Source organism: Sphingomonas sp. ACRSK (genome assembly GCF_022346685.1).
Lineage (GTDB): Bacteria > Pseudomonadota > Alphaproteobacteria > Sphingomonadales > Sphingomonadaceae > Sphingomonas > Sphingomonas molluscorum.
This window is the reverse complement of sequence record NZ_JAKRNR010000004.1, coordinates 1-15775: the sequence shown is the minus strand read 5'-3', so window position 1 is coordinate 15775 and position 15775 is coordinate 1. Positions and strand designations below refer to the sequence as shown.

The 15775-nt window shown below is 66.6% G+C and carries 11 protein-coding genes; 6 read left to right on the top strand and 5 right to left on the bottom strand.

Features of this window, described 5'->3' with window-relative positions; translation table 11 throughout:
- Positions 1-52: 52 nt before the first annotated feature.
- Positions 53-3256: a TonB-dependent receptor gene (locus tag MHZ35_RS03135; protein WP_239434454.1), complete on the bottom strand. Its 3204-nt coding sequence runs from the start codon at positions 3254-3256 to the stop codon at positions 53-55.
- A 218-nt stretch (positions 3257-3474) separates the two neighbouring features.
- Complete coding sequence (locus tag MHZ35_RS03130) at positions 3475-6294, bottom strand: cation-translocating P-type ATPase (protein ID WP_239434342.1); 2820 nt, start codon at positions 6292-6294, stop codon at positions 3475-3477.
- 168 nt (positions 6295-6462) lie between these two features.
- On the opposite strand from MHZ35_RS03130, the gene MHZ35_RS03125 reads away from it, so the two are divergent.
- Positions 6463-7074 carry an outer membrane protein gene (locus MHZ35_RS03125; protein ID WP_239434341.1) on the top strand — a complete coding sequence of 204 codons (612 nt, stop codon included), beginning with the start codon at positions 6463-6465 and terminating at the stop codon, positions 7072-7074.
- Here the strand turns inward: MHZ35_RS03125 and MHZ35_RS03120 are convergent.
- Complete coding sequence (locus tag MHZ35_RS03120; RefSeq protein ID WP_239434340.1) at positions 7062-8519, bottom strand: alginate export family protein; 1458 nt, start codon at positions 8517-8519, stop codon at positions 7062-7064. The genes MHZ35_RS03125 and MHZ35_RS03120 overlap by 13 nt on opposite strands.
- A 209-nt stretch (positions 8520-8728) precedes the next feature.
- Between MHZ35_RS03120 and MHZ35_RS03115 the strand changes: the two genes are divergently transcribed.
- Positions 8729-9721: a SphA family protein gene (locus MHZ35_RS03115; protein ID WP_239434339.1), complete on the top strand. Its 993-nt coding sequence runs from the start codon at positions 8729-8731 to the stop codon at positions 9719-9721.
- Positions 9722-9733: 12 nt separating this feature from the next.
- Here MHZ35_RS03115 and MHZ35_RS03110 read toward each other — a convergent pair whose 3' ends face one another.
- Both MHZ35_RS03110 and MHZ35_RS03105 read right to left on the bottom strand, forming a co-directional pair.
- On the bottom strand, positions 9734-10633 hold the full coding sequence (locus MHZ35_RS03110; RefSeq protein ID WP_239434453.1) for a formylglycine-generating enzyme family protein: 900 nt from the start codon (positions 10631-10633) through the stop codon (positions 9734-9736).
- Positions 10634-10680: 47 nt separating this feature from the next.
- The gene (locus MHZ35_RS03105) at positions 10681-11550 is read right to left on the bottom strand and encodes a DUF202 domain-containing protein (RefSeq protein WP_239434338.1); all 870 of its coding nucleotides are present in this window, start codon (positions 11548-11550) and stop codon (positions 10681-10683) included.
- Here MHZ35_RS03105 and MHZ35_RS03100 point away from each other — a divergent pair.
- The 4 genes from MHZ35_RS03100 to MHZ35_RS03085 all read left to right on the top strand — a co-directional run.
- A complete protein-coding gene (locus MHZ35_RS03100; RefSeq protein ID WP_239434337.1) occupies positions 11549-12427 on the top strand; it encodes a transporter in 879 nt (292 codons plus the stop codon). The two genes, MHZ35_RS03105 and MHZ35_RS03100, sit on opposite strands and share 2 nt — an antisense overlap.
- A gap of 262 nt (positions 12428-12689) precedes the next feature.
- The gene (locus MHZ35_RS03095; protein WP_239434336.1) at positions 12690-14222 is read left to right on the top strand and encodes an arylsulfatase; all 1533 of its coding nucleotides are present in this window, start codon (positions 12690-12692) and stop codon (positions 14220-14222) included.
- A gap of 107 nt (positions 14223-14329) precedes the next feature.
- Positions 14330-15151: an acid phosphatase gene (locus MHZ35_RS03090; protein WP_239434335.1), complete on the top strand. Its 822-nt coding sequence runs from the start codon at positions 14330-14332 to the stop codon at positions 15149-15151.
- Between the two features lie 106 nt (positions 15152-15257).
- Positions 15258-15775: DUF2092 domain-containing protein (locus MHZ35_RS03085; protein ID WP_239434334.1), on the top strand; the 518-nt coding region annotated here is incomplete at its 3' end.

The window sequence follows — 15775 nt, the reverse complement described above, 5'->3', positions numbered from 1 at the left end:
ACGACGATGGGGCCGCCTCTGCAGGCGGCCCCACCTTCTTCAAGCTCCGCGCTTAGAAGCGGAAGCGGCCACCCAGCAGGAAGCGGCGCTGGAGTTCCTGCGCGAACCAGAGCTGGCTCTTGCTGCGGGCATAGGTCCGCAGCGACTCCTCGGTCAGGTTAATGCCTTCGAACGAGACCGCGAAGTTGGGCGTGATGTCGTAGCTGATGTTGAGATCGAGCTGCCCGAACGGCTCGGTGAACTCCGGATTGCGCGAACCCTGGCGGTTGATGCCCGACAGGAACTTGTCGCGCCAGTTGTACGCCACCCGAGCCGACAGGCCGTTCTTGTCGTAGATCAGCGTCGCATTGAACGTGTCGGACAGGCCGAGCAATGCGAACTGGTCCTGCGACGGGCTGGCACCGATGTTGAACCCGACGTCGCCACGCACCAGCGTATAGGCGGCGCCGATGCCGAAGCCGGTCGATCCGAAGAAATGCTGCCCCGCGATCTCGAGGCCATAGATCTCCGCATCGCGGTTGTTGACCGGCTGGGTCACCTGGAACTGGTAGAGCACGTCGGTGCCGTTCGCCACGACGTCGCGCGCGCTGTTGATCTGCTTGACGAAGTCGTCGTTCAGCGAGCCGGTCGTGGTGTTGTAGTTCGCCTGGAACGCGGCCGTGGCAGCGGCGACCGAGCCGGTCTGGTCGATCAGCGCCGTCAGCGCGAACAGGTTCACGTCGCTCTGGTCGGCGCCCAGTGACTGCAGTGCTGCGCGTGCCTGGCCGGACCGGGTGCCTTCGGCGCCCGAGCTCGGGTCACGCAGGCCGAACAGTTCCGAGGTGAACTGCCCGTTGCCGATGAAGTTGCGCACGCGCTTGTCGAAGACGCCCAGCGAAATATAGCTGTCCGGCTTGTAATACCATTCGATCGACGCATCGAAATTGTCGGATTCGAGCGGGATCAGCCGGGCGTTGCCGGTGGAGCCCGTCGCGACGCCGCCGTTGGCGATCGGGCGCGGCGGTCCGCCGACGCTGGTGGAGGTGAACAGGCTGCCATATTCCGGCCGGGCGATCGTCTTGCTGTACGACACGCGGCCGATCACGTCGGGACGCAGCTCGACCTGGAAGTCGATCGAGGGCAGGAAATTGTCGTAGGAGCCGCCGTCCGTCAGGAAGCTGTTCTCGTTCGAGATCACGACGGTGAAGTCGTTGTCCGACACCCAGTTGATCGCCGCCGGCACCGCGACCAGCGAGGTCGATTCCGAATCGGTGTGTTCATAGCGCAGACCGCCGACCAGCGTCGCCGGGCTGTTGCCGATGTCGCCCTTCCAGGTGACCTGCGCATAGAGCGACCAGATCTTCTCGCGGACGCGATTGTCCTCGTTGCTGGTCGTGCCGATCGCATTGCCCTGCCCGGCGTAGTAGGGCGAGAGGATCGAATAGATGTTGGCCGCATCGCCGCGGAAGGCCGTCTGCGAGTCGGGATCGTTGCCCGGATCGAAGGCGTTGAACTTGCAGACCAGGCAGAAGGTCTGGAGTGCGCCCGGCGCCAGCCGCTCGATATCGCCGGGGCTGGTGATGCCCCAGTCGCCGAGCGTCTGCTGGGTGGCCACGCGGGTCTGCCGCATGCGCGTATCGCGATAGTTGCCGCCGAAGTCGACGCGGCTGCCTTCACCCAGGTCCCAGCCGAAGTCGGCACGCACCTCCTTCACCGTCTGGGACTGGGACGACGCATAGGTGCGCCCCATCTGCGACCCGACCTCGGCGAGGGTGAGCGGGCCGTTCAGGGTGACGTCCTGCTTGGGGATGTCGCCGCTATAGTCGACCGAATGCTCCGTCACGACGTTGGCGCCGATGCCCACCAGGGTCGAGCTGTTGCCGTTGGGATTGTTCGGGCGGCTCCATGCCTTGCTGTAATGGCCGTCGAGGTTGAGCGAGAAGTTGTCGGCGATGTCCCACTTGCCGTTCAGGCCATAATCCTGGATCCGGCTCTTCTGGCCGCGATTCTGCGCCTCGAAGCCCACGTCCTTGGCGCCGTTGATGGTCTCGTGGAGGTAGGTGGCGGTCGCAACGGTCGGGTTGCCGTCGAACTGCACCTCATCGAACGGCCGGCTGAACCAGTTCGACAGGTCGGACCGGACTTCCTCCTGGGTGTTCTGCGCGAACAGCGCGTCCGCGGTCAGCGTCAGCGTCTCGACCGGCCTGAACTGGAACACCGCCTGGCCGTTGATGCGCTCGCGGCTGCCCTCGGCATAATGGTAGCGGCTGTCGTTCGGGACGCCCACCAACTGGTCCGGATCGGAAGGTGCGCCGGTGATCTCCGTGCTGCCGTCCGCCTTGACGAACCCGCCGCTCAGGAAGGTGCTGTACGGGATGATGTTCCAGTCGTTGGACGTCGCGCTGATCGAGGTGAAGTTGCGCTTCTGATAGCTGCCGAACAGCGACACGCCGAAGCGGTTGGTCGGATCGGCCCAGCTGACGACGCCGGACAGTTCGGGTGTCACCTTGGACCCGCAATCCAGGCAGCCGTGGGTGCTGGTGTCGTAGAGCGCCTTGGCGCCGATGCTGCCGGTAAGACCGCCCTCGCCGTCGAGAGGCCGGCGGGTGACGATGTTGATGGTCGCGCCGATGCCGCCGGTCGGGATCGAGGCGCGGCCGGTCTTGTAGACCTCCAGCGTTCGCACGCCTTCTGAGGCGAGGTTGGAGAAGTCGAACGAGCGGCTCGATCCTTGCGCGCTGTCCGAATTCTGGTCGCCGCCGACCACCTGCACGTTGGCAGTGGCGAGCTGGCGCCCGTTCAGGGTCACCAGATTGTAGCTCGGCCCGAAGCCGCGCACCGTGACCTGAGAGCCTTCGCCGTTGGTGCGGTTGATCGACACGCCGGTGATGCGCTGGAGCGACTCGGCGAGGTTGGTGTCCGGGAACTTGCCGATGTCCTCGGCCGAGATCGCATCGACGATGCCGGTCGAGTTGCGCTTGATGGCGATGGAGCGCTCAAGGCTGGCGCGGATGCCGGTCACAACGATGTCGCTGCCGGTCGCGTCCTGATCGGCCGACGCGGCCTCCGACGTGGGCGCCGCCTGCGGCGACGTCAGCTGGCCGGCGTCGCCCGCCGGATCTGCCGTCGTGCCCGGAGCCGTGGTCGGCTGCGCATTGGTCGCTTCCGCGCCGCTTTGCGTCTGCGCAAAGGCAGCCCCCGAGACCGTCAGACACGTGGCGAGCGCCATGCCGGAAGCCGAGCGCGCGAGCGCCGACGCAAGACCCTTGGCCTTCATCATCATCCCCTCCCTAGTCGCGGTCGCTGACCGCGTATGCTTTCCCGGTCGTACGCCGGCTATGTGACCGCTATCGTAACGCCAGTTCTTCGGCTTTCACAAGCGCTTTCAAGACCAATGGGAGCAGTTTTCTTGAACTTTGCTTCGCAGCTTTAATCATACGAAATATTTGTCAGACATTCGGCAGGATACCGATAGATGTCCGGAATACAGCCGGATCAGGCGCTCGCCGGAACGGCCCCCATCCGCCGAAGCAGCCATTTGCGCGCCTCGGCGAACCAAAGCACCGCGCTTCCCATGCCCAGGCACAGCAGCCAGTCGGCACCGGTGAGCGGGGTGGTGCCGAACGCAGTGTTGAGAAGGGGCAGATGGACGACCGCGACCTGCAGCAACGCCGAGAGGATCACGGCACCCCACAGCCAGTGATTGGCGAACAGGTGGCGAAAGGCGCTGGCTGTTTCCGAGCGGGCGCTGAAGCAGTTGAACAACTGGGCGAAGACCAGGACCGTGAATCCCGCCGTTCGCGCATACTCGAGCGCATGGCTTCCCTCGAACAGCCCGCCGGGCAGGAACAGGTCGATGGTGAGGAGCGTGGCGATCGCCATCACCAGGCCCATTTCCAGGACACCGCGCCACATGGCGGCGTCGATCGCGGGTTCTCCGGACCGCCGCGGCGGACGGGTCATCACGTTCTCCGTCTCCGGATCGACCCCCATCGCCAGGGCGGGACCTGAATCGGTGATGAGGTTGATCCACAGGATCTGCGTCGCAAGCAGCGGCGCGACCAGTGTCTTGCCGTCGCCGCCCGCGTTCAATCCGATGACCCCCGCCCCGATCACGCCCAGGAAGACGGTAAGCACCTCGCCCATGTTCGAGGACAGGAGGTACCGCAGGAACTTGCGGATGTTGTCGAAGATCGCGCGCCCCTCGCGCACGGCGACGACGATCGTTGCGAAATTGTCGTCGGCCAGGATCATCTTGGCCGCTTCCTTGGTCACTTCGGTACCGGTAACGCCCATCGCGATGCCGATGTCGGCGGACTTGAGCGCGGGCGCATCGTTCACCCCGTCGCCGGTCATCGCCACGACTTCCCCGTTCGCCTGGAGCGCGTCCACGATCCGCAGCTTGTGGACCGGGGCGACACGGGCATAGACCGAGGTCTCGCGCACGGCCTTGGCGAGACCGGCCTCGTCCAACGCCTCCAGATCGGTGCCCGTCAGCACGGGAGCATCCGCCGGCGCGATACCCAGCAGTGCGGCGATGCGAGCGGCGGTCCGGGGATGGTCGCCGGTGATCATCATCACCCGGATGCCGGCGCGGTGCGCCTCGGCGATCGCGACCGCCGCCTCTTCGCGCGGCGGATCGATGATGCCGACGGTCCCGACGAAGATGAGATCGCGTTCCAGCGCCGGGTCGAGGGACCGTTCCTCCCCCTCCGCCAGCGGACGATAGGCCACCGCCAGCGTGCGCAGCGCCTCGCCGGAGAGCCGCTCGACCTCGCCCGCGGCGCGCGCGCGATGGCCTTCGTCGAACGGAAGCACCTCCATGCCGACGCGCACGCGGGTGCAGCGCTGCATCAACACATCGGGCGCCCCCTTGGCGACGAGCACCAGTTCGCCGCCATGCTCCATGTCGCGGGCGATCGTGGACATCATCTTGCGTTCGGACGTGAAGGGAAGCTCGGCGACCCGCTCGAAACGCGTCTGGCGCCGCCGGTCCGCGCCCAGCTTCTTCTCCGCGACCAGGAAGGCGGCTTCGGTCGGATCGCCCTCGATCTCCCACAGGCCGTCCGGCGTCTGATGCAGGCCGGCGTTGCTCGCCAGGCTGCCGCCGCTCAGCACCACGACAAGCTCCGCCTTCAACGCGCCTGCGATCGCGGCTTCGCCCGGGGCCGTGATGGCGCCCTCCGGGACATAGCCGACGCCTGCCACGCGGCTGTCGCCGGAGGCGGTCGCGATCCGCTGGATCGTCATCTGCGAACGGGTGAGCGTCCCAGTCTTGTCGGAGCAGATGACCGTGGCGGCGCCCAGCGTCTCCACCGACGACAGCCGCTTCACCACCGCCTTGCGCGCTGCCATGCGCTGGACCCCCAGCGCCAGCACAAGCGAGAGGATCGCCGGCAGCCCTTCGGGCACCGCCGCGACCGCGAGGGAAACGCCGAGGAGCAGCACCGCGACCACGCCGCTGAAGGTGGCGACGTCGGACACGGCGAATACCGACGCGATCACGATCAAGGCGATGACGACCACGGCGAGGCCGAGCATGCGGCCGATGCGGGCGACCTCCTGCTCCAGGGGCGTCGTGCTCTCCTCGGTCGCGTCGAGCAGAGTGGCGATTGCCCCCATCTGCGTGTCCATTCCCGTGGCGGTGACGACGGCCCGCCCCGTTCCCTGCGCCACGGCGGTGCCCTTGAAGACCATCGACGTGCGATCCGCGAGCGGCGCGGCCGCGGCGAGCGGGTCCGGGCTTTTCGAGACCGGCTCGCTTTCCCCCGTCAGCGACGCTTCCTGAACGCGAAGCGCCGCAGCGGCGATCAGGCGCGCGTCCGCGCCGACCGAATCGCCTTCCTCCAGCAGCAGGACGTCGCCGGGAACCAGTTCGACGCTCGGGATCCGACGGCGCTCGCCCGCCCGCAGCACCGACGACGTCACTTGCGTCATCCGCCCCAGGGCGGCGACCGCATCCGCGGCCTTGTTCTCCTGGGCAAAGCCGAGCGCCGCATTGACCAGCAGCACCGCCAGGATGACGATGGTGTCGACGGGCCAACCGCCCTCATGCTCGATCAACCAGGCGAGGAACGCCACCGCGCTGGCGCCGAGCAGCAGATAGACGAGCGGATCCCGGAACTGCGCGGCGATCCGGCGCCAGAGCGACGGGCCGGCGGTTGTTCGAAGCGCGTTGGGACCATGTTCCGCCAGCCTCCGGGCCGCTTCCTCGGTCGACAGGCCCGCCTCCGGGTCCACGCCCAGCGATGCAGCCACGCCCTCCGCCGGCTGCGTCGAGGGATCGGCGGTCGAGGCTGACTCGGTCCTGCTCATGTGCCTGGATTAGCGTCTCTCGACGCCGGCATCGATCCCCCTCCCACGGGCGCGGCGCTGCGCCGGGACGGGAATAGGGCGTGATCGCGTCCGCTTTGCGGGTTTTGGCCGATGTTGATGCCCCTGCGCATGCGCAACCTAGACGCGGCAAGCAGAAAGGGAAGTTCGATGCGTGTTCTGAGTACGGCGACCATCTTTCTCGTCGCGGCCGGGTTTGCCGCTCCGGCGTCTGCCCAAGAGGACGGGAGTTTCACGGGCCCCAGGGTCGAGGCGATCGCGGGCTGGGACAATTTTAGCGCCGGGCACGGCGAATCCGATTCCGAGGACGACTTCGTGTTCGGCGGTGCGATCGGGTACGACTACCAGATGCAGAACATCGTCGTCGGTGCCGAACTGGAACTCACCGGCGCCGGCACCTCGTCGACGGTCAGGAGCTACATGACTCCGTCCGATCTCTTTCGCGTGGAAGCGGATCGCGACATCTATATCGGCGCACGGCTCGGCTACGCCTTTACCCCGCAGTTCCTCGGCTATGTGAAGGCAGGCTACACCAACCTGCGCATCGAGAGCACCTACATCCCGAGCGTTCCCGGCCAGAACACCATCGACGATGCGGCGGACAGCGACGGCTTCCGGGCAGGCCTGGGCCTGGAGTACCGCTTCTCGCAAGGCTTCTATGCCAAGGGCGAGTATCGCTATTCGCATTATGGGGACGTCCGGGGCTACGACCTCGATGTCGACCGCAACCAGATCGTCGTCGGCCTCGGCTACCGCTTCTGAACGGCGCTGCCGAAGGGGATCGACAGCGACACCGCGCCATAGAGCGTATCCCCCGTCGACGGAGCATTGGGCGCTTCCTTGAGGAAGCGCCCTTTCTTTAGCCAGGCCGCATTCAGCTCGAGCTGCGCCCGGTGAGGCAGCAGCCACCAGCGGACCCGCCCCTCCACCTGGTGCCCGGCGAAGCGCCCCGATCCGCCGGAGGCGTCGCGCACGCCCGTGGTGGAAAAGCTGTCCGTGCGGGAATCGAGCCACATCACCCGATAGGCGAGGAAGCCGTCGAGGCGCTGGTTCGGCGTCAACTCCAGGCGGAGCGACGGCGTCAAAATGTTCGCCCGCCCGACCGCACCATAGATCGCGCCCGGCCCGAGGTCCGACCGCCGGGCCCCGAACAGCGTGTCGAACCGGCCGTAGCGCCCGCCCGATCCGTCGCCGCTCGCCTGATCATAGGCCAGGGAGAGCCGTGCATGAGGGGCGCCGGGGAATCGATAGCCGGCGGCCGCGTGCACGAACCAGGCGGAGACCGGCAACTCGGCGGCATCAGCGGTCGTGTCGGCGCGGATCGAGCCGAACTGGTACACTGCCTCCAGTTCGAAATCCGCCCCGTCCCGCCCCGGCGCATCGGCCAGCCGCAGGTCCAGGCTGTGCAGCTTGCGATTGCGGGTCGGCCTGTCCGGCGTGTCCCGCTCGTTCAGCCCGAAATAGCCGATGTCCAGCGTGCCCGAGCCGATCGGAACCCCGGCCAGGTGCGTGCCCCAGAACTGCAGGTCGAACCCCTCATGATCCCATTGCACCCGGTTGGCGAGCACCGCATCCTGGTCGTCGGGGCGGTGCTGTTGCGGCAGCGTGTAGAACAGCGTGGCCGTGCCGCCACTTGCCGGAAGAGTCGCGACCAGGCCGGTGAAGGCACTTGCCGTGTTCCGGTAATCATGCGCCGCGACGAGCCGCCGAGATCCGACGTCGAATTTGACCCGGCCGACCCGGACGAGGCCTTCGCTGCCCACCGTCAGCCCGGCATAGGCCTGGATCCATTCGAACGCGTTCACGTCGTTCGCGCTCACTTCGCCGCCCCGTTTCCCGAAATAGCCGCGACTGTCCTGGAGTTCGACGCCGGCGCGCAGCCGGTCCTGGGCATAGGCGAGCAGCACCGTGGTCCGGATGCTGAGCAGCGAGTCCGTGTCCGGAAGCCCGGCATGGGCCTGGCCACCCAATGCTTCGTAGCGCACGCGCATCGATCCGGTCAGGGAAAGCGGATGGTGCGGTGCCGGCTCGGGAGCGGTGGTTTCGGCCTCCTGCGCATGCGCGGCAGGCGCGCCGGTCCACGCCAGCGGCAAACACGAAAGCAGCAATCCCAGCCGCACCATCCGGCCTATGTCGGGGCTCAGGCGGAACGTCGCGCCGGGACCGGAACGCACCCGCTGCCCGCCACCCACCCGATCCAAGGACACCGCGCCGCCTCCTCCACGGGCCGGAGAATGCGGCGCGATGGCCGGGTCTTGCGATCGGCGATTCCCCGGACCCATGCGCAAACGCGCTCCCGAGAACGATCCGGAGGCGGACCGGGGGGAGTTCCCCCCGCCCCGTCTCGGGGATGCCCCGATGCTGGCGGCTCAGGAAGGTCGATACCGACTAAGGGTCCGCAACAGGGGTGAGTGTCATGCCGCGTGATCCTTTGCACCAGAATAGCTGCCTCTTCCTGATCGCGGCCGCGGTGCTCCCGCTGGGAGCAGTGCCCGCGATGGCCGACGAAAACGGCGCAAGTCTCTATCTGCTGGGGTCGGGCGGGCCAGGCGCGGCGGTCTCCCCGCCGCTGCCGGGCGTGTACCTGGACAACATCGTCATGGTCTATGACGCCAGCTCGCATGCGAGCCGCGACCTCACCATCGGTGGCAACGTCGTGGCGGACGTCGATTCGACGGTGGCCGCCAACTTCACGACGCTGCTCTGGGTCCCGAGCACGAACGTGCTCGGCGGCACCCTGACGGTCGGCGGCACGCTGCCGGTCGGCGCACCGATGATCGATGCCTCTGCCGTGCTCACCGGACCCCGCGGGCGCCAGCTCGGCGTCCGCACCCATGATTCCGCACTGATGGTCGGAGACCCGATCGCCACGGCGATGATGGGCTGGAAAAGCGGCAACATGCATTACGCCGTCAGCGGCATGCTCAACGTCCCGGTGGGGCATTATCGGGTCGGCAGGCTTGCCAACATCGCCTTCCACCGCTGGGCCGGGGACGTCTCCGTCGCCGCGACGTGGCTCGACCCGAAGACCGGCTGGGACATCAGCGGCAAGGTCGGCTTCACCTTCAACGGTCACAACGAAGACACCGACTATAATTCGGGCAACGACTTCCACGCGGAGCTGGCCGCGGAGAAGAAGCTCTCCTCGAAGTTCTCGCTGGGCGCCCAGGGCTATTACTTCCAGCAGGTGAGCGATGACACCGGCGCGGGCGCGAAGCTGGGCGCCTACCGAGGACGCGTGCTCGCAGCGGGTGGGACGCTGGCGTATGACACCGTGCTCGGACGCAGCCCCGCGACGATCCGGCTGCAGGTCCTGCAGGAGTTCGATGCCAAGAACCGCGTCGAAGGCACGAACTTCATGCTGAGCCTCAGCCTGCCGTTGCACATGAAGATGCCCGCAAAGGAGTGAGCGGCGCCCGCGTCAGGGGCGCCGCACGCAGCGAAAGCCGACATGCGACGTGGACGTGTCGATCGGATGCGCATGGCGCGCTGCCGGCCGGTAGCGGCGGCAATAGTTGGGCGCACACAGGTGCGATCCACCCTTCAGCACCTTGCGGGCGATCCGGGCGGCATCGGCCGGATCGGCGCTGGCCTTGACCTTGTCTTGCAAGGACGCGCCGCAGCAACTCCCGCGCATGGCGCCCGGCGTGCTCCACCAGTCGGCTGTCCACTCCCAGACATTGCCGATCATATCCACCAGGCCATAGCCGTTGGCCGGGAAGCTGCCCACCGGCGAGGTACGCTCCCATCCGTCCAGCGCGAGGTTGCGGTGCGGGAACTCGCCCTGCCAGGTGTTGGCCACGTGGGCGCCATCCACCAGCAGCGCATCGCCCCAGGCGAACTCGGCGCCTTCGAGGCCGCCGCGCGCGGCATACTCCCACTCGACTTCGTTCGGCAGGGACAATCCCGCCCAGGCGGCATAGGCCTCCACATCCGCAAGCGCGACGTGAACCACCGGATGGTCCTCCGACCCCTCGATCGTGCTGTCGGGGCCCGTCGGGTGCCGCCAATCCGCGCCGGGAACGAAGCTCCACCATTGCGACGAAGGACCGCGCGGATCGATCGCGCCCGCAGGCGGTGCGAACACGAGCGACGCAGCCACCAGCATCTCGGGAAGCGCGCCGGGGTAGTCGGCCGCATCCGGCGGCGTTTCGGCCATCGTGCGATGTCCCGTCGCAGCGACGAAGGCGGCGAACTGCCGGTTCGTCACCGGCGCACGGTCGATCCAGAAGCCGCTCACCGACGCGCGCCGGCTGGGGCGCTCCTCGGGATAATGATGGTCCGAACCCATGGTGAACGCACCCCCGCCGATCCAGACCATGTCCGGGTGGGAGCTGCCGCGACCATCTGCTTCGAAACGCGTCTCGGTCATGCGCCGAATACCTCGATGTGGAACACGATGCCCGTGATCGCGAGAACGCCGATCGCGAGCAGCAGGATGCTGGTGATGAGCGTGAGGGAGACCGGATAGTCCATCTCCCCGTGCACGAGTCCTGCCTCCTTCAGTTCCGCCCGGACGTGGCGCAACTGGAAGGCGAACTGCAGGTGCCGGGAAATGCCGCCCACCAGCAGCAGGATGCCGAGGACGATCAAGGCTGCGCCGAAATTCCGGGGCGCTGCCGAACTGCGGATCGTGCCCATGTCGTGCAGTTTGTCGAACGTCTGGTACAGCGTGAAACCGAAGCCGATCAGCGAAAGCGACGTCCGCTGCACCGACATCAGCGTCCGATCCGCGCTCATCCTGGTGCGCTGGATCGACATGCCGGTCCGGCGCATCGACATCTCGGTACGTTCGCCGGACAGATCGGTACGGTGCTCCGAAAGATCGGTACGGTGCTGGGAAAGGCTGGTCCGGAACTCCGAAAGGTCCGTGCGGTGTTCCGACATGCGGCTGCGGAGTTCGGAAAGCTCGCTGCGGAAGCGGGCAAGCTCGACCGATGCCGCACCGTTTTCCTGGCCCGTGGTGTCCGGAACGGGCGGTAGCGGCGGCAGGGCCATGGGCGCCGGGCGCTGGAGATGAGTATCTTCGGCCATCGCTTTCCCCATTGCTGTCGGGGGCAAGAATCGCCGAGCGGCCGCGGCAAGCCCATCGGGACAACTCCCGAGCGGCGCGAGCGCCAGAACCCCGGCTTGAGGACGATCGCTCCGGCTTGTGCCCTGCTCTGCCAGCGGGTTGATCCCGATGGCTGGCCTGCGGGTCCGTGGCGACGATGGCCTATCAGCCAGGGAGGCCGCCATGACCCTTTTCAGCGCAATCGGTGCCGTACTCCTCATGGCGGACCCGACGTCCGCCGATCCCGAGGATCCGCCCATGGAGCAGGGTGCGCCGGTAGCGGCACCGGCACCGGCACCGGCACCGGCAGCGGCAGCGGCAGCGCAGGGTGTCGGCACGCCGGGGAGTGATGCCAATCTGGCGCAACAGGTTGCGAACCCGGTGGCGGAACTGATCAGCGTGCCGTTGCAGAGCAATCTCGATTGCTGCTTCGGCCCCGCCGACGCGAACCGCTATACGCTCAACATCCAGCCGGTCATCCCCGTCCGGTTGAACTCCGAACTGAGCCTGATCACGCGCACGATCCTGCCGTTCATCGCGCAGGAACGAACCGTCTCGGACGGGCGCGGCACGAACGGCTTCGGCGACATCACGCAGAGCTTTTTCTTCAAGCCCCAGATCAACGGCATCACGATCGCCGCCGGACCGGCTGTCGTGTGGCCGATCGGGAACAAGGAATTCGGCAGCGGGAAGTGGTCGGCAGGCCCGACCGCCCTTGTGGTCAAACAGACGCCCAAGGGGACTACGCTCGGCATGCTCGCCAACCATCTCTGGTCCTATGCGGGCAAGGATGACCGGCCGGGCGTCAGCGCAACCTTGCTGCAGCCGTTTGTGACACAGACGTTCCACAACGGCATGAGCATCGGTGCCAATACCGAAGCGAGCTACAACTGGAAGCAGAAGCAGTGGACCGTGCCGATCGACATCACGCTGGGCCAGCTGGTCCGCATCGGCCGGCAGCCCATGCAGATTTCGATGAGCGGCAAATATTATGCCGAGCGGCCGAGCGGCGGGCCCGACTGGGGACTGCGGTTGACCCTCACCTTCCTGTTCCCCGAATGACGGTTTCGGCCCTTCGCCGCTGACTTCCTCGAATCGCCGATCTCGGCGTGTCGGCGCAGAACGCGTCGCTCCCTCTCGACAACAGTTCAAGGCCGACTCCCTGCGGCTTCGCGGCGGGCCGCTGCACGGCTGCGCGCACCGCCTGTCGCGCGCAGGCCGCCGCCCCGGGACTCGACCGATGCTGGTCCGCGGGAAAGCCCTGATGCCAGCCGGTCGCGGGACTCGGCACCCTTCCGGCGCAACGGCAAGAAGGAGTCCGATCATGCCCAAAGGCAAACCAAACATCCTTGTGATCTGGGGCGACGACATCGGCATCAGCAATCTGAGCTGCTACAGTCACGGGCTGATGGGCTATCAGACGCCCAACATCGACCGGCTTGCCCGAGAGGGCATGATGTTCACGGACAGCTATGGCGAGCAGAGCTGCACGGCCGGGCGCTCGTCCTTCATCACCGGGCAGAGCGTGCTGCGCACCGGCCTCTCCAAGGTCGGCATTCCCGCCGCGCCGATCGGCATGAACGAAAAGACGGTGACCATCGCCGCGCTCCTCAAGGAGCAGGGCTATGCCACCGGCCAGTTCGGCAAGAACCACCTGGGCGACCTCAACCACATGCTGCCCACGAACCATGGCTTCGACGAGTTCTTCGGCAACCTCTACCACCTCAACGCCGAGGAAGAGCCGGAGATGACGGATTATCCGAAGGATCCGCGCTTCCACGAAGCGTTCGCCCCGCGCGGCGTGATCCACAGCTGGGCCACCGATACCGACGATGCCACCGAGCACGAGCGCTGGGGCCGCGTCGGCAAGCAACGGATCGAGGACACCGGCCCGCTGACCAAGAAGCGGATGGAAACCGTCGACGACGAGTTCGCCGCGGCTGCCAAGAATTTCATGAAGCGGGCCGCCAACGACGACCAGCCGTTCTTCCTGTGGCTCAACACCACCCACATGCACCTGTTCACCCACCCCAAACCCGAGAGCAAGGGACAGGCGGGCCGCTGGCAATCCGACTACCACGACACCATGGTCGATCACGACAAGCTGATCGGCGAGGTGCTCGCCTTCCTCGACGAGCTCGGCATCGCCGACGACACGTTCGTGCAATATTCGACCGACAACGGCCCGCATCGCAACACCTGGCCGGACGGCGGCATGACGCCGTTCCGCAGCGAAAAGAACACCAACTGGGAAGGCGCCTTCCGCGTGCCCTTGCTCGTTCGGTGGCCTGGAAAGATCGCGCCCGGATCGATCGCCAACGGCATCGTCCAGCATCACGACTGGCTTCCGACGTTTCTCGAGATGGCCGGCGCCCCGGACATCGTCGACAAGCTGAAGAGCGGCTATGACGCGATCGGGCGCACCTACAAGAACCACATCGATGGCATGAGCCTGCTCGGCTACATCACCGGGCAGGAGGAGAAGAGTCCCCGCCAGTTCTTCTTCTACATCAGCGACGACGGCGACATCCTGGCGATGCGCTACGACAATTGGAAGATCGTGTTCATGGAGCAGCGTGTCGCCGGCACGATGCGGGTGTGGGCCGAACCCTTCGTCCGACTACGGCTCCCGAAGGTCTTCAACCTGCGCACCGATCCGTACGAATATGCCGACATTACGTCGAACACCTATTACCATTGGTTCCTGTACAACGACTACTTCATCTTCATCGCACAGCTCGCGGCGAAGAAGTTCGCGGAAACCTTCCACCAGTTTCCGCCCGTGCAGCGGCCGAACAGCTTCACGATTGACGATGCGATCGCAAAGATGGCCGACGCGAACGCCGGCTCCAGCTGACGCGGCGCATCCTCACGCGGGCTCCGCTCCCTCTCCGGCGGAGCCCGCACCCGGCTCACCGCCCACCGCGAACGGGCGGCATCTCGAACTGAAAAGCGGAGGTTGCGATGGCGCCTTTCCACCGAACCGTCGTGCGTCGGGCGGCGCGTGCCGCCGTTCTCGCCGGCACGTTGCTTCTCTTGTCGAGCGGCGCCGTCTCACAGGACGCGCCGCCGTCGATACCGCCGTCGCTGCAGGGCGCCCATGCCACGCCGCAGGGCTATCTTGCGCCCTCGGAGCTTCCCGACAGCCTGGCGCTGCTGCCGCCCCCGCCGCCCCCGAACTCCGCCGGCTTTGCCCTGGACGAGGCGGTCAGCAAGGCCATGTCCCTGCCGCCGGGAAGCAGCCGCTGGACGCAGGCGGCGCAGGACGCGGACCTGACCTTCGGGCATCTGACACAGACCTTCGACTGCGCGGCGGGGTTCGCGCCCGATCCGAAGCGGACCCCGGTACTCTACCGGCTGCTCCAGAAGTCGATGATCGACATCGGCCTGTCGACCTACAAGGCCAAGAACCACTACCGCCGGACGCGGCCGTTCGTCGCCCATGCGGGCGCGACGTGCTTCCCCAAGGATGAGGCGGCGCTGCGTACCGACGGCTCCTACCCTTCGGGACACAGCGCGATCGGCTGGGGCTGGGCGCTGATCTTCACCGAGATCATGCCACATCAGGCCGACGCCATCCTCGCGCGCGGTCGCGACTTCGGCGAGAGCCGTCTGGTCTGCAACGCGCACTGGGAAAGCGACGTGGAGGCAGGACGGACGATCGCAGCCGCCACGGTGGCGCGACTCCACGGCGACCCCGGCTTCCGCCGCGACATCCTCGCCGCCCAGGCCGAGGCAACGCGCGCGCCCCCGCCCCCGGCCGGGACTTGCCCCGCCGCGTCCTAGCGGCGTCGCCCGGCCAAGTCCCGAAAGGTTCAGCGGGTTTCCCCTGATTGGAGAGCCACGGCCCCGGGACAATTCTTTCAAGGTCAACAAGCGATGGAGATGCACGATGTATCGACAAGTGCGATGGAAGCTGGGCTTGGCCGCAGCCGTTCTGATCGGTTCGCCGGCATATGCCCAGAGCGCGCCGCAAGCAGGTGTGGCCGGGACGGCCGCCACCACCGTCGATCCCGTGGCGATCCAGGCGCTTCGATCGATGGGGAATTATCTGAAGACCCTCAACTCGTTCGAATTGCGCAGCAAGGCGACGATCGAGACCAACATGGAGAACACCGATCTCAAGGTGAGCCTCGGCCTCGAGAACACCTATCGCGTGCAGCGTCCCAACGCGTTCTTCATCGAATTGCGCTCCGATCGTCAGTACCGCCAGTTCTACTATGACGGGCGCAAATTCACCGTGAACGTCCCGCGCCAGGGCTTTTATGCCGCCGTCGACGCGCCGCCGACTGAGCTGCCCCCTTCTGAGTGGTCCATCGACTATGACAGTCTGGATCAAGGAAGGGACGACGAATGCCTTCGAAGAAGCACAAGCCCGAGGAGATTATCGGGAAGCTGCGTGAGGTTGAG

Excerpts from the sequence above, each read along its gene's own strand:
- MHZ35_RS03110 (WP_239434453.1), bottom strand. The coding sequence starts at position 10,633 with ATGGTCTGGATCGGCGGGGGTGCGTTCACCATGGGTTCGGACCATCAT.
- MHZ35_RS03090 (WP_239434335.1), top strand. The coding sequence starts at position 14,330 with ATGGCGCCTTTCCACCGAACCGTCGTGCGTCGGGCGGCGCGTGCCGCC.
- MHZ35_RS03135 (WP_239434454.1), bottom strand. The coding sequence starts at position 3,256 with ATGAAGGCCAAGGGTCTTGCGTCGGCGCTCGCGCGCTCGGCTTCCGGC.
- MHZ35_RS03105 (WP_239434338.1), bottom strand. The coding sequence starts at position 11,550 with ATGGCGGCCTCCCTGGCTGATAGGCCATCGTCGCCACGGACCCGCAGG.
- MHZ35_RS03095 (WP_239434336.1), top strand. The coding sequence starts at position 12,690 with ATGCCCAAAGGCAAACCAAACATCCTTGTGATCTGGGGCGACGACATC.
- MHZ35_RS03100 (WP_239434337.1), top strand. The coding sequence starts at position 11,549 with ATGACCCTTTTCAGCGCAATCGGTGCCGTACTCCTCATGGCGGACCCG.
- MHZ35_RS03115 (WP_239434339.1), top strand. The coding sequence starts at position 8,729 with ATGCCGCGTGATCCTTTGCACCAGAATAGCTGCCTCTTCCTGATCGCG.
- MHZ35_RS03130 (WP_239434342.1), bottom strand. The coding sequence starts at position 6,294 with ATGAGCAGGACCGAGTCAGCCTCGACCGCCGATCCCTCGACGCAGCCG.
- MHZ35_RS03125 (WP_239434341.1), top strand. The coding sequence starts at position 6,463 with ATGCGTGTTCTGAGTACGGCGACCATCTTTCTCGTCGCGGCCGGGTTT.